Here is a 13,140-nt window from a genome sequence, read left to right on the forward strand (position 1 = left end):
TCCGACTACCATGCCGGCACGACCTGGGCACCGCAGGGGGAAACGCCGGTGGTCGAGGTGACCGGCCGACGCTTCTCGGTGAACATGCTGTCGGCGGTCGGGACACGCGGCGAGTTCCGCTTCATGCTGCACGACGGGACGGTGACGGCCAGCGTGTTCCGCGAGTTTCTCAAGCGTCTGCTGATCGGTGCCGAGCAGCCGGTCTTCGTGATCGTCGATGGCCATCCGGTGCACAAGGCCCGGCTGGTCAGGGCGTTCGTCGAAGAACAGGCGGGGCGCCTGAAACTCTTTTATCTGCCCCCGTACTCGCCACAGCTGAACCCGGACGAGCAGGTCTGGGGGCACGTCAAGCGCAGTGTCTCCAGGCGTCTTGTGCAGAACCGGGAGGAAATAAAGAAGTTGGCCTTGGGCGCGCTGCGCAGAATCCAGAAGTTGCCGGAGTTGGTGGATCGTTTTTCCGCCACCCGGACTGCCGATATACAGCAGCATGACATTACTTTTTAAAAGATTAGTAATCCTGGCTCTAATGCAGGTGTGTTACACCTACGCCTTATTCGCCAGGGTTGCGTGGGCTTTCAGTTCTTCGTCAATGAAGGCGGCGATCATGGTTCTGTATACCCGTTCCACCACGTCCGGCGAGATATCCAAATCGCTGGCAATGCCGCGCACCTTGGCGATTACCTGCTCGACCCGCGCCGGAGCGCGGACATCGTCAGTGGTTTTTTGAACGCAGCTGCTTGGGTAACCAGGTTACCGCGTTGTGCGAGCAGTGAGACCACGTTGCGATCGATGTGATCGATGCGTTGCCGGACCTCATCGATCGATGAACAGCGTACATCCATGTGAGAATCTCCTTTTAAGTGACGTGGGCGGTTGGTTTTCCACCACGGGACGTTAGCGAGTAGCACGGTAAAAGTCCAACTTGTGAAATCAAGCAGACGAATCTTGGGGCAGCTCCTGGCCGCTTCTGGACACAAGCGGCGAATTCGATCCAATAGCCAAGCATTGGGATGATTCTTTATTTCCAGATTTCCAGGCGAGGCTACTTTCAGCAGGATTAGGCCTGCTCAGGATGAGACTTTATTGCCATCCAACATTTGAAGGGGGCCTTTCAAGCCAGAAAATGGCGGGAAATGGCCGCACAGGCGCGAATCGGCTTTTCACAATGGGGCAACTCCATCCACAAAGGTTGCCCCGCATGTCCTCCACGTCCATTCGTTCGACGCTGCTCACCACCGGGCTCGCCACCGCCCTGGTGGTGGGCAGCTTCTATCACTTCAAGCTCGTCGGCCAATGCCAGAGCGAAATGGCCGACCTGAAAAACCAGCTGGAAATGCTTACTCCGGCAGGCATCGACACCGCGGCGATGACGGAGCTCATCGGCAATCTGAAGCTCGTCCCATCCGGGGAGGCGGGGAATACGGGGGATGCCGTGCCCGACAACTGGATCTACGGGGCGGCCACGGCCCGCTACACGCTGGTCGAGATGACCGATACCGAATGCCCCTACTGCCGCGAGCACTTCCCCCTCCTCAAGGGCCTGATCGACAGCTCGGGCGGGCACATCAACGCGGCGCTGCTGCATGTGCCGGCCCACGGCGAGGCTTCGCGCAATCAGGCGCTGGCCATCGAATGCGCCGGCGAGCAAGGCGGCTCGGAAGCGGCTTGGAAGTACGCCGAAAGCGTCTTCCAGAGCACGCCGTCCAACGGCAAGGGCGTGTCCGGGTCGCTCACCGGCCTGGCCACGGGCCTCGGCCTCGACGGCAAGCGCTTCGCCAGCTGCCTTGACTCCATCGAGGCCGTCGACCGCGTGAAGGCCGACCTGGACCAGGCCCTCAAGCTCGGCATCACGCAAACGCCGTCCACCCTGGTGGTGGACAACCAAACCGGCCAGTCGCTGGTGCTGCAGGGCGCGTATGCCAGCCGCGACGGAATACTGCAGGCCCTGGAAGGGCTATCGGGCCAGAGCAAGGGGGCCAACCATGAGTAACGACGGCGTGAAGATTCCCGCGTACATCGACGAGCCGCCCTATGTCCTGTTCTGGCGCATCGACGAGGTGATGCCGATCGGCATCGCCATGGTCGCCGGCGTGCTGATCGCGCAGCTGATGGTCTGCCTGGTCGTCGGCTTCGCGCTGGCGCGTTTCTACCGGCGCTACTGCGACAACCGCCCGGACGGCTATCTGCTGCACGCCCTGTACTGGCACCTGGGCGCGATTTCCGGAAAGAACGCCAGGAGCATGCCCAATGCCTATGAAAGGGAGTTCATCTGATGCTGGCCAAGAATCTCAAGGACACCTTCGACACCTTGCGCGGCGAGGCCAAATTCCTGCGCATGGTCGTGCTGGGGCTGATCGTGGCCAACCTGTTCGTCTCCTGCGTGGCCATCAGCCGGGACCAGGTGGTCACCGTGGTGCCGCCGACGCTGGCCGAGCAGTCCTGGGTCAGCAAGACCAAGGCGGGGGAGGAGTACACCGAGGCCTGGGCCATGTACATCGCCATGCTGCTGGGCAACGTCACCCCCTCGAACGCCGCCGTGGTCAAGGAAGCGATTGGCCCCATCCTCGATCCGGGCATCTACCAGGACGTGATGGAGGTGCTGGACCATCAGATCTTCCTGATCCGCCAGGACCGGGTATCGCTGGGCTTCGAGCCGCAGAAGGTGCTGCGCGATAACGCCAACCCCAACAAGTTCTTCGTCGTCGGGCGCTCGGTCAGCGAAGGCCCGATCGGGGAGAAGAAGCGCCAATCCCGCACCTACGAGATGGAGTTGGTGATCCGCAACTACCGGCCGTTGCTGAGCTGGCTCAATACCTATTCGGGGGAGGCCCGCAGTCAGGATGTGATCGACCGGGAGACCAAGATGAACGAGCGGATGGACAAGCTGCACAACAAGACGGAATAGGTCAGCGCCATATCGGCGCAGAACGGCAGTGAGGGCCAGCCTTCCTTTGGAATGGCTGGCCCTCTTCGTTTTTTGGGGGGCCTTTCGAGCCAGAAAATCGCCGGAAAAGGCCACACAACCCCCCCGGCCAGTCAACACAATCGGGACTCCTGTCACCGACTGCTGGTTGATCCCATGCCCCATCTCAGACACATCAGCCCCATCGCCCTGGCCGTGGCGATCACGGGCCAGGCCTTGGCCGAAGACCGCGCCTCACCCCCCGCGGCACCCGACAAGCCCAGCCCCGCGCTCGCCGGCGAATCCTTCTACCAGGACAAGGAGCGCGGCTGGTTCTGGTACGAGGAGCCGCCCGAGCCCCTGCCGGAACCTGTTCCCACTCCCACCCCCATGCCGGAGAAAACCGAGCCGCCGCCCCCCGAGGCCGCGCCTGCACCCCCGGCCGGGCCGGCACCGGGCTCGGTGGCCTGGGTTCGCGAGGTGCTGCCCAAGCTGCGCGAGGCCGCCATCGACAACCCCAGCGACGAGAACATCCAGGCGTACTACTACGCCCAGCGCCTGATGATGGACAAGTCCGAGCGCTTCTCCCGGCGCTCCATGGAAGTGATCCGCAACGACCCGTTCCTCGACGAGGACCTGCGCTATCCCGCCTCCAATGCCGCCTCCGATGCCCTGGCCAGCGCCGCCGGCCGGCAGAAGGAAACGCTGCTGAAGATGATCGCCGGAAACGCAGGGATCGTTTTCTTCTTCAAGGGTGAGCAGTGCCCGCTGTGCGAGCAGGCGGTCACCGCGCTCGCCGCCCTCGAGCACCGCTACGGCTTCACCGTCATCCCGGTCTCCCTGGATGGGAAGCCCCTGCCCAGCGGGGCCTATCCCACCTACCAGACCGACACCGGGCTGGCCGACCGGCTCGGGGTGGTCACTGCCCCGGCCATGGCGCTGGCGGTCCCGCCGCACGGCTCGCAGATCATCAGCTACAGCACCGTGGCCATGGAGACGGCCACCAGCCGAATCCTCAACGTGGCCCGCCAGACCGGCCTCATCAGCGCCGAGGAATACAACGCCACCTCGCGCCTGGCCTCCATCGGCCTGATCGACAGCCAGGCGATGGAAACCGCTCCGCCCGATATCACCGAAGACCGCAAGGCCTTCGTCAACCGCATGCGCGAGGCGGCACGCCGCGCATATCTCAACGAAAAAAACGGAGGTGGGCAGTGAAGCTCAAACTCAACCCCAAACCCCTGGTCCTGGTTGTCGCCGTGCTTGCCCCGATAGGGGCGATTGCCAACATCCAGCAGCAGATCCACGCCATGTACGACGGCCTGATCAATACCACGGCACCCGGCGCGTACCAGACCGCTACCCGCGGTGTGGTCACCGGGGGAGCCGTCACCCTGCGCAACCGGATCTCGACCGCCAACCTCGTCTCGATCACTCCACCCTCGGCCAAGGGCGGCTGTGGCGGCATCAACCTCTATACCGGCTCGTTCAGTTTCATCAATGGCGAGGAGTTCGTGGCGCTGATGCGCAATGTCGCCTCGAATGCCGTGGGGGTGGTGTCGGGCTTCGCCTTCGAGCTGGCGATGGAAGCCATGGACTCGGCCACCAACGGCGTGCTGCGCAACCTGACGGGTAAAATCCAGTCGCTCAACCAGATGTTCTCGAACAGCTGCCAGCTGGCGCAGGGCGTTGTGAGCGGTGCTCAGGAAGCCTTTTCTGAAAAGCGCGATCTGAAATCTGCGCTTCGCGTCATGACGGAAAACGTGGCGCCCGACTATTTCGCATCCAAGTCCCCTAAGGAGGAATCATCTGCCAAGCGCCTGGCGGCCAGCGGCAAGGCCGAGGCCTGCGCGGATACCGGCAATATCCTCTGGTGCGCCATGCGGGTGATAAACCTGGACAATCAGGCCCTATATGGCAGTGAGGATAACTCCGAATTCGTCCTGTCCATGGTCGGCAGCCTGAACGTGGTGCTGACCGAGGACGACAAGGGGGGCGAGACCTTCATGCCCCAGCCGATCCCGCGGCTGATCAACAAGGACGCCCTGCGCATCTTCGTCGAAGGTAACGACGACACCACCACCCGGGTCTACGACTGCGCCTCCGACGACCTCGACCAGTGCCTGGAGCCCAACACGCGCCTCCTGGGCACCTTCAAGGGGCTGGCCGCCAAGATCGTCGACGACCTGCAGCAGAACCAGGTGCTCGAACGGTTTGCCAAAGGTAATGCCTCGCCGGCGGACGGTGAGCGTCTGCAGTGGCTGGCCCGCAGCCGCATCGGCGTGCATCTGATGAGAATCGTCCAGAAGAACAGCGCGCAGGCCGGCTACGACTACCTGGGCAACTACTCCAAGCTGCTGGCGGCGGATGCGACCGCGTCCTTCATCCTCGAAATGCTCGATGTCACTGAAAAGGGCCTGTCCAGCATGACCATGGCCGACTCGGTAAAGGTCCTCGAGAATTTGCGGGACTCCCATAACCGAGTGATGGCCGAGTACCGGGACCTGCTGCTGAGCTATGGGGGCTACAAGGACGCCGACCGGCAGGCGCTGGATCTGCTCGAAACGGCGCCAAACTCGGACCCGAGCAAGCTGCCGCAAGGCACCACCTCTTCGCACGCCGGCTGATCGGAGGAACACATCATGGATCTACCCATTTACACCGCGGGCAGTGCCGAGTTTCTGGAGATGATGCTCAACGCCTCGGCGATGATCACCGGCAGCGGTCATGCCGAAGACCTGGCGAAGATCGGCGCCATCCTGGGGCTGGTGCTGATCGCCTTCCAGGCCGTACTGAACAACCAGCCAATCGCCTTCCAGCGGGTCGGGGTCATGCTGGTGCTCTACATGGTGTTCTACGGGCCGACGACCACCGTGACCATCGAGGACACGGTGACCGGGCAGGTACGGGTCGTCGACAACGTCTCCCTGGGGCCGGCCTTCGTGGGCTCGGTGCTGTCGACGATTTCCTACGACATCAGCCAGGTGTCCGAGCAGGCCTTTTCCACGCCGGGCATGACCCAGTACGGGCTGTTCTCCAGCCTGAACACGCTGACCCGTGTCCGCGATGCCCTGCGCAATCCGCTGGCGCTGGAGCAGTTCCAGACCTACAAGGCCAACGAAGGGCACAATCTGCCGAAGACCCTCGAGGAGTACCTGACCTTCTGCACCCTCAACCCGGTCTCGCTGCGCAACGAGCAGAGCATCGACCAGCTCTACCGGGCCGGCGGCCTGGCGCAAGTGATGTCCAACGTCAACATGGCCCAGTACCTCTACGTCTATGACGGATCGGGACCCCAGCCCCTGAAGAGCTGCGCAGAGGCCAAGAGCTACCTCGACAATGCCTTGTCGAACGTCTACGAGGCCGTGCTGGAGGACATCCTCAACAAGGGGTTCGCCGAAGACAAGGCCTCCGGGCGCAAGGTCGACGGCGGCGATGTGGATGCGGCGGCCGAGCAAGCCCTGCAGAGCTTTTCCATGAGCAGCAAGTCGGCCCAGGAATACGTGATGACCGCCCTGGTGATGCCGATCTTCAACGACTCGCGGGTGAAAGCCCTCGAGCACTGGCATGAAAAGCGCGCCGCCATGGCCTTGCGCGAGTCCCTGAACCAGCAGGAGATCCAGTGGGCCGGCAAGGGCGACTCCTTCAAGAACTACATGCGCCCGATGATCGCCTTCTTCGAAGGGCTGCTGTACGCCATGACGCCGTTCATGGCCTTTGCCCTCATGCTGGGGCGGCCCGGCCTGTCGGTGCTGGGCAAGTACCTGATCCTGCCGCTGGCGGTGGGACTGTGGATGCCGCTGCTGACCATCGTCAACGCCTTCACCATCTGGTATGCCGGCGCGCAGATGGAGTCCATCCTGACCGGCTACGACGCCACCGGCGAGGGCTTTGCCATGCTGCAGGTGCTCGACATGGACCAGGCGATCACCAAGGCGCTGGGCGTCGGGGGGCTGCTCGCCGCCTCGGTACCGCCGCTGGCGCTGTTCATCGTGTCCGGCTCGAGCATGGTCCTCAACTCCGTGATGGGGCAGGCGACCTCGGCGGAAAAATTCCGCTCGGAAGACGTGCTGCCGCGTGCGAGTCAGCCGGCTCCCGTCCTGAACACCTCGCCGATGTATACCGGCGATCATGTGACCCAGGGCGTGGCGCGGACCGGGGTGCGCGAAACCGGGCCGCAGATTTCCGAGCAGCAGGGGGCAGACGCGGTCGTGGAAAGCAGCCGGGTGGCGGCGGAAACGCAAACGGCAGCGCTGCAGCAGAACCTTGAAGCCGGGTTTACCCAGTTGTCCTCCACCGCAGAGGGGCGCCAGGCCCTGGCGACCATGGGTGAGCAGGTGCAGTCCAGCCTGAACCTGTCCTCGAATGCGGCCTACCAGCAAGCGGCTCGCCGGCTGAACTCGCTGGGCATCAGCCGGGATGAGGTGGCGCAGGGCACCTACGGCATGTCGGTGGGCGCAGCAATACCGTACGGCGTGGCTGGTGTGCGGTTGGAAGACAGCGAGCAGTTCCGAAATATGTCCTCGACACAGCAGCAGGAGGCCCGTGAGGCAATGAGCCAGCTTCAGCAGGCGGTGCAAGCCAACATGAGCGAAGGCACGGTGTTCAACGCTGCCGATGCTTTCACCCATAACAGACAGGCGATGTCGCAGAGCTCGAGCGGCGAGAGAGTCTCCAAGTCGCTGGCCTCGGCCAGGTCGGCTCAGAACGCCTACCGGGAAGCGCAGGCGTGGCGCGAAAGCTATGGCGCCGGGCAGAACCTCAATCTGGGCACTGCCGCGGCGCTCACCATCCAGAACAGCGGTCAATCCCGGGAAGATGCGGCGCGGGGCATGCTCGATATGGCCGGGCGCAGCCTGGACGACCGGGACAGTATCCGCTCGCTCATGAAGACCGCCACGGTTCAGGGGGTGTCCTCCGACCTGCACGAGCGGCAGATCGCCGCGGCAACCCTGCACATGATCCAGACGGGACGGATGGGCGAGCTGGTCAGCTCGGACTACTCGCCGTTCAACTTCGGGGTGGATGCGGGGGATGCCAGGGAGAATGCCGGCCTCGACAAGCCGATTGCTGGCGCGGACGGGCTGCAACAGCGGTTCGACAGCGTGCGGGGAGCTGCCGGCGGAGCCTACGCTTCCGAGAAGGACATGGCCCGCTCGGGGTATCAGAGTACCAAGGAGGCGGGAGCCCAGGTCACCCAAGACAACTACGACAACAGCACGGCGGTCGTTCAGGACTCGGCAGAGACCCATTCGACCCTGGTAAAAGCTGCGCCTGATCAGGGGCTTACCGGGCCAGATATCAAGGTCAAATCTACGACGCCAATGGAGGATACGGCTCAGAATCTTCTGGAAATCAATGGAAACAACACGCTTATTGTGGGAGCCAAACAGGTTGTCAGTGGTGTGGCTGATGCCTATAGCACAGGGAAGGAAAGCGTGGGTGAAGGCATTGAAAGATTGAAGGAGTGGGATCGAGAATACCGGGCACGCCATAAGCTGGAAAGAGAGCAGCAAGCAGGAGGAGAAAACCAAGAGTAAGAAAAGTGGGGCGCTTAGCGCCCCATTCTTTTATATGCTCGCCAATTTAAAACGGTAGTTTTGTTGTATTAACCAACCATTTATAAGCTCGGTATCCTGAGTAGACGGCACCCACCAAACAAATACCAAAAAGCCAATCTGTGATTTCTTTGCCTGATGGTCGTGGCGAAAAAAATAAATACATTGGCGAATAATATATAAATAGGCAGGCGTAGGTGATTGATACGGATATTATTAGAGCCACTGTCTTGAACAGCACACCGCGATGCACCCGCTCGACCCCATCCCAGTCCTCGTCCAGACAGAAGGGGCAAATGCTACCGATGACCCGGCCGCCACCAACCCGCCAGCCATTACTCCATACCCCCCGGCTGAAGATCGGCCGCGGTACCATCCACTTGCCGCAGCATTGGCATTGAACCTTGTCGTCTCGCATTTGAAATTCCTCCTTGTTCGACACTTCCATCTTCCTCGCCAAAGACCAAATCCCAAGAAAACTTTTCTCCTGGATCAGGAGCCGGCCCTTCGGCCCAGACGAATGCCGGGCGGAACCCTACCAGAGATGGCGGCGACCTTGGGAACGCCTCGCCTGGCCGGGACTAAGAGCCACACCACGAGCACTTGTGCGGGGAGACGATGGTTTGCACATCCAGCTGCTTGCAATGAGAGCGAGAGCACTCCATCAGTCTGGCCTCCTGGGTTTTGATCGCGTTGCTGAGCCGGAAGGCATTCGAGGCCAGGAGCAGATCGTCGTAGGCGATGCCGAGGTTTGAACACAGCTTGCAATACTCCTCGTGGGCCTTGATCACTGCCCTGGCGTTCAGGGTCTGCTCCCCATCCGCCGCCAGCAGCAGGTAGCAGGCAAGATAGAGCAGTGCGTGAAACGGCTGCTCGGCGATCGTCCGCTCGGCGGAGCGGATACGGCCGCTCTTGGAGTTGTAGATCTTGCCGGAGCGTACCTTTGCCCGCTTCTTGCCATCGATCCACTGCTCATTATGGCCGGTGGATGCGGCGACCAGCTTCGGCTGGATCTGGGCCTTGAGCATCTGGTCGGCAATCTCGTCCAGCGACATCAGGCCGCGGTTGAAGTCGGCCACCGGCCCGAGGTGTTCCGGCTTGTTCGCTTTCAGGTAGCGGAACTCGGCGAGCAGGATCGCGCAGGTATCCTGCAGCAGAGCGATCTTGTCCGTCGGGTCGAGGTTGAGCTTCTTGATGCGCACCCGCGACTGGATGGTGAAATCGCCCCGATACACATACGCCTGCCGCTGCTGGAAGTCGGCATTCGAAAACCGGCTGTAGCCGTCCTCGTCGAATCCGATGGCCACCAGCGGGTGGAGCTGGTTGCGGAGTGCGAAGTTCTGGATCTCGGTCAACATGGAAATGCGGTACACGGTCTCTCTGAACGCTTCGTTCTCCAACTTGCCGCAGCCGGTATCCTTTGCATCCAGGCTTCTGTAATTGACCCGGAACAGGGAAACCGGAAGCATGTCCAGCGCCTCGAGACGCTCGGGAGATAGCGTGGAAAGATACGCCAGGTCCTCGGAATGTATCCGTTGCGACTGGTGCACCATGTTGTAGTCGGTGCCTTCGATAAACCAGCGCAAGCACATCTGTGCCATTCCCTTGTTGATTTTCAGCATTGTCACGCTCCTGCGTTCAACCGTTTCAGAGACCGCCAGATCTTCAACACGCTTTGCGCGTAGGCCCTCGCTTGAACATTACGTTTGGGGTTCATGGTGTGGTATCCGCCTATTGCTAGTTGCAGGTCGACCGGATTGCTCCTGATCGATTCGCAGAGGATTTCGGCAGCTACCCGGATATTGATTTCCATATCCAGCAGCTCATGCGGGTCCTTGACGCGATGAGCATTCCAGCGGTAGTTGATCTGCATGATACCAATATCGGTCAGCCGGTCTTCCGCTATATATCGCTGCAAGGCCGATTTGGCGTCGTCCAGTGTTTCTGGATAATGTGCCCCACTGGGCGCGTTGCGCAGTGCATAGGGGTGGGGTGCAACGAATCCTCTTTTCACGGCATGCCCCGACTCTTGCAGCGCCAGCGAATAGAGCAATAAGGGATCGGGCTTGCAGGCGGCAGAGGCGGCGGCACGTTCCCATGTCGTACCTTTCAGGCTGAACCCACCCGAATAGGCAGAAGTCCCACTGAGGATGGAAACAGCCAACAGGATGATCGAGCTCGCTTTATTCCTTTTCAAGTTCTTGGCCTGACAACCATTTGGGGGCTGTGCGTTGCTGAACCCTGGGCTTCAAATTGTCGTCCGATTCGGTTGCCGGCGGGTGCTCTTGAATGGGTTGCTCTCGAATAGCCGGCGTTTGAATCGTGCGCTCCTGAATGGAGGAAGTAGTTTTCATCTCGTGCAGTTGCATGGCTGCCAGGGCGACCAATCGCTTGCCGCGATATTCCTTGTCGATGCTCTCCAGATGCTCCAGCAATTCCTGATGAACCGGCGTCACTCTGACCTGCAGTCTCATATGTTTTCCTCGGCGAACTTCCGTGTTCAGGAATGGGCGATATGCCAGAAACCCTGTGCGTTACTGCGGATGATGTCGGAAGAGCACAGGATCAGCGCCGAGGGAAACTCCTGCTTGGCGTAATGCTCATACAGGGAAGCGCCGCCACCGCCGAGAATCACACAGTCCACCACCTGATTCTCCAGCTTGCGCAGTTCCTGTTTGATTTCACGCATGACGGTCGGAATGACCCGATCCGAAGCGCGCTTCAGATAGTCGGGAAGATCGACTTTCCGGCCAAACAACATGATGCTGTTCTTGCCCTCCTGAAGTGCCCACTCGATCTTGTCGGTGCCCGGGTTTCCTCCAAAGTCCAGGGCAACTTCTTCGGCACAGGTCTCCAGCAAGACCGACATGGCCTTGAGGCTGGAGTTGCTGGTTTTGGTGGCCAGTTCGCGCTGTATGAATACAACCCAGTCCACGCTGAAGAAACCGGGGTCGATGACCAGCACCACGGACTCTTCGATAACTTCGGCATGCTCGCTCGTGCAGTAGACATCGGTCAGCGTGCCTACCGGCTGGGGCACGACTTCAACGTGCCTGACATCGATTTCGATCTTCGGACTGATCCGGTGACGCCCGGTCATTCGCTCCTTGAGGGCTCGAACATAACTCTTGTCGTGGAATTGGGAAACCGGAAGTCCGGTTACCAGCGTGTCGACTACATCGCTATTGCAGGCGGCATTAAGGAGTGCTCCTTTGAACAGCGCCTGATAATAATCGGACGCGGTGTAATCCTTGTGCAGCTCCCGATCGCCCGCCCGGCCCGGGCCGGCAAAGGCGACCCACGGCTGTCCATCCACTTCAACGATGACTTCGCCGTTGCGAAGGCCACTATCCCTGGGCAATGCGCTCAGCGGCGTGGCACGCGCCGGCCTCACGATGGACTCCTGGTTGCCGGAATCGCCACTGTAGACGGCGATCACGTTGCTGTAGCCAATATCCAGTCCAACTTTCTTGCTCATGGAAACATTCCTCGATTCGGTAAGGTGCAACGCCTGCACACCAAACGGCGGTCAAATGACGACGGGCTCATGCTAAGAGGGGCTTCGCCAATCCCAAGTCCGCCCTGGCGACATCAAACGGTTGCCAAACGGCGGTCAAATGACGACGGGCTCATGCTAAGAGGGGCTTCGCCAATCCCAAGTCCGCCCTGGCGACATCAAACGGTTGCCAAACGGCCGTCAAATGACGACGGGCTCATGCTAAGAGGGGCTTCGCCAATCCCAAGTCCGCCCTGGCGACATCAAACGGTTGCCAAACGGCCGTCAAATGACGACGGGTTCATGCTAAGGGGGCCTTCGCCAATCCCAAGTCCGCCCTGGCGGCATCAAACGGTTGCCAAACGGCCATCAAATGACGACGAGGGGCACGGCAAGCAGACTCCTTCCATTGCCCGGGCGAGCTCGAGCACCAGACGGTTGCCAAATGGCCTTGGAATGACGACGCACTTGCGATGATCCACATCGGAGCGGGGCTTGTGTGGCCCTTTCAAGCCAGAAAGTGGCTTGAAAGGGCCACACAAAATCGCCGGCCTTTCCGACAATGCCTCCCAGCCATATGGGAGATGAGCAATGATCGATACCGACCGAATGACCGAGCAGTCCGTTGAATTCCTCGATGCCGCCTACCAGGACATCGTGGAGCGGGCCAAGCGCCTAGCCGAGCAGTATTTCGAGCAGGCCAGGCTGCTGCTGGCCGAGGTGCAGAAAACGCATGTGCCGGTGGTGATCACTATCCGGCAAACCAGCCCCAATGCCTGCAGCTTCTACTGGGCTCGAGTGCATCCCGGCCTGGGTGATGAGAAGGGAAAAATCGTGACGCGAACGATCCCGAAAGGGTTGGGCCACAAGTATCCGACTGGGGCGTTCAGCTTCGTGAAAGGCCGCCTCAATCGGCTCGTGAGGAGCTACGAAAACCGGCTGGCCGAGCTGCGCCAGCTGGCCGCGGAGAACCGAGCCCTGCGCCGGAGCACCTTGGCATGGGCTGGGCGCTACCAGAGAGTCCTGACCTTCGATGACCTGACACTGAGCGAGGCTGTGTGATAGATCCAATCAGTGAAAGCCAGTAACCACGCGGCTTTCACTGATTGGCAGGGCCGTTTTCACTGATTGGCGGGGGCTTTCACTGATTGGAACTGGCCGTTTTCACTGATTAGCTCATCCAA

At 60.9% G+C, this 13,140-nt stretch carries 12 protein-coding genes and 2 pseudogenes; 8 read left to right on the forward strand and 6 right to left on the reverse strand.

The window, feature by feature from the left end:
• Nucleotides 1-491 (forward strand): annotated as a pseudogene (locus tag ACYVD0_RS10380) (IS630 family transposase); the annotation flags it as partial.
• A 52-nt stretch (nt 492-543) separates the two neighbouring features.
• On the opposite strand, the pseudogene ACYVD0_RS10385 reads toward ACYVD0_RS10380, so the two are convergent.
• Nucleotides 544-842, reverse strand: a pseudogene (locus tag ACYVD0_RS10385) (chorismate mutase).
• A 356-nt stretch (nt 843-1,198) separates the two neighbouring features.
• Here ACYVD0_RS10385 and ACYVD0_RS10390 point away from each other — a divergent pair.
• The 6 genes from ACYVD0_RS10390 to ACYVD0_RS10415 all read left to right on the forward strand — a co-directional run bounded on the left by ACYVD0_RS10390 (nt 1,199) and on the right by ACYVD0_RS10415 (nt 8,442).
• Nucleotides 1,199-1,990 carry a DsbA family protein gene (locus ACYVD0_RS10390; protein WP_460426753.1) on the forward strand — a complete coding sequence of 264 codons (792 nt, stop codon included), beginning with the start codon at nt 1,199-1,201 and terminating at the stop codon, nt 1,988-1,990.
• Nucleotides 1,983-2,273: a type IV conjugative transfer system protein TraL gene (gene traL / locus ACYVD0_RS10395; protein ID WP_040107217.1), complete on the forward strand. Its 291-nt coding sequence runs from the start codon at nt 1,983-1,985 to the stop codon at nt 2,271-2,273. Before ACYVD0_RS10390 ends, traL begins: the two co-directional genes overlap by 8 nt.
• Nucleotides 2,273-2,905, forward strand: coding sequence for a TraE/TraK family type IV conjugative transfer system protein (locus ACYVD0_RS10400; RefSeq protein WP_460426754.1), 633 nt, complete (start codon nt 2,273-2,275; stop codon nt 2,903-2,905). Before traL ends, ACYVD0_RS10400 begins: the two co-directional genes overlap by 1 nt.
• A 174-nt stretch (nt 2,906-3,079) precedes the next feature.
• Complete coding sequence (traF, locus tag ACYVD0_RS10405) at nt 3,080-4,120, forward strand: thioredoxin domain-containing protein (RefSeq protein ID WP_460426755.1); 1,041 nt, start codon at nt 3,080-3,082, stop codon at nt 4,118-4,120.
• A complete protein-coding gene (locus ACYVD0_RS10410) occupies nt 4,117-5,529 on the forward strand; it encodes a conjugal transfer protein TraH (RefSeq protein WP_460426756.1) in 1,413 nt (470 codons plus the stop codon). Before traF ends, ACYVD0_RS10410 begins: the two co-directional genes overlap by 4 nt.
• A 15-nt stretch (nt 5,530-5,544) precedes the next feature.
• On the forward strand, nt 5,545-8,442 hold the full coding sequence (locus ACYVD0_RS10415) for a conjugal transfer protein TraG N-terminal domain-containing protein (RefSeq protein ID WP_460426757.1): 2,898 nt from the start codon (nt 5,545-5,547) through the stop codon (nt 8,440-8,442).
• A 46-nt stretch (nt 8,443-8,488) separates the two neighbouring features.
• Here ACYVD0_RS10415 and ACYVD0_RS10420 read toward each other — a convergent pair whose 3' ends face one another.
• The 5 genes from ACYVD0_RS10420 to ACYVD0_RS10440 form a co-directional block, all read right to left on the reverse strand.
• On the reverse strand, nt 8,489-8,878 hold the full coding sequence (locus tag ACYVD0_RS10420; RefSeq protein ID WP_460426758.1) for a hypothetical protein: 390 nt from the start codon (nt 8,876-8,878) through the stop codon (nt 8,489-8,491).
• 163 nt (nt 8,879-9,041) lie between these two features.
• Nucleotides 9,042-10,082 carry a hypothetical protein gene (locus tag ACYVD0_RS10425; RefSeq protein ID WP_460426759.1) on the reverse strand — a complete coding sequence of 347 codons (1,041 nt, stop codon included), beginning with the start codon at nt 10,080-10,082 and terminating at the stop codon, nt 9,042-9,044.
• Nucleotides 10,083-10,084: 2 nt separating this feature from the next.
• A complete protein-coding gene (locus tag ACYVD0_RS10430; protein WP_460426760.1) occupies nt 10,085-10,657 on the reverse strand; it encodes a transglycosylase SLT domain-containing protein in 573 nt (190 codons plus the stop codon).
• The gene (locus ACYVD0_RS10435) at nt 10,644-10,934 is read right to left on the reverse strand and encodes a hypothetical protein (RefSeq protein ID WP_460426761.1); all 291 of its coding nucleotides are present in this window, start codon (nt 10,932-10,934) and stop codon (nt 10,644-10,646) included. The genes ACYVD0_RS10430 and ACYVD0_RS10435 overlap by 14 nt, the downstream gene beginning before the upstream one ends.
• 26 nt (nt 10,935-10,960) lie before the next feature.
• Nucleotides 10,961-11,938 (reverse strand): ParM/StbA family protein, encoded by a 978-nt coding sequence (locus tag ACYVD0_RS10440; protein ID WP_460426762.1) that lies wholly within the window; start codon nt 11,936-11,938, stop codon nt 10,961-10,963.
• Between the two features lie 609 nt (nt 11,939-12,547).
• Here ACYVD0_RS10440 and mobI point away from each other — a divergent pair.
• Nucleotides 12,548-13,018 carry a conjugative transfer protein MobI(A/C) gene (gene mobI / locus ACYVD0_RS10445; protein ID WP_460426763.1) on the forward strand — a complete coding sequence of 157 codons (471 nt, stop codon included), beginning with the start codon at nt 12,548-12,550 and terminating at the stop codon, nt 13,016-13,018.
• Nucleotides 13,019-13,140 lie beyond the last annotated feature (122 nt).

Source organism: Azotobacter armeniacus, from assembly GCF_054779355.1.

What these genes read in the sequence shown, in the direction of transcription:
- ACYVD0_RS10390 (WP_460426753.1), top strand. Translation starts at nt 1,199, where the DNA reads ATGTCCTCCACGTCCATTCGTTCGACGCTGCTCACCACCGGGCTCGCC.
- traL (WP_040107217.1), top strand. Translation starts at nt 1,983, where the DNA reads ATGAGTAACGACGGCGTGAAGATTCCCGCGTACATCGACGAGCCGCCC.
- ACYVD0_RS10400 (WP_460426754.1), top strand. Translation starts at nt 2,273, where the DNA reads ATGCTGGCCAAGAATCTCAAGGACACCTTCGACACCTTGCGCGGCGAG.
- traF (WP_460426755.1), top strand. Translation starts at nt 3,080, where the DNA reads ATGCCCCATCTCAGACACATCAGCCCCATCGCCCTGGCCGTGGCGATC.
- ACYVD0_RS10415 (WP_460426757.1), top strand. Translation starts at nt 5,545, where the DNA reads ATGGATCTACCCATTTACACCGCGGGCAGTGCCGAGTTTCTGGAGATG.
- ACYVD0_RS10420 (WP_460426758.1), bottom strand. Translation starts at nt 8,878, where the DNA reads ATGCGAGACGACAAGGTTCAATGCCAATGCTGCGGCAAGTGGATGGTA.
- ACYVD0_RS10425 (WP_460426759.1), bottom strand. Translation starts at nt 10,082, where the DNA reads ATGCTGAAAATCAACAAGGGAATGGCACAGATGTGCTTGCGCTGGTTT.
- ACYVD0_RS10435 (WP_460426761.1), bottom strand. Translation starts at nt 10,934, where the DNA reads ATGAGACTGCAGGTCAGAGTGACGCCGGTTCATCAGGAATTGCTGGAG.
- ACYVD0_RS10440 (WP_460426762.1), bottom strand. Translation starts at nt 11,938, where the DNA reads ATGAGCAAGAAAGTTGGACTGGATATTGGCTACAGCAACGTGATCGCC.
- mobI (WP_460426763.1), top strand. Translation starts at nt 12,548, where the DNA reads ATGATCGATACCGACCGAATGACCGAGCAGTCCGTTGAATTCCTCGAT.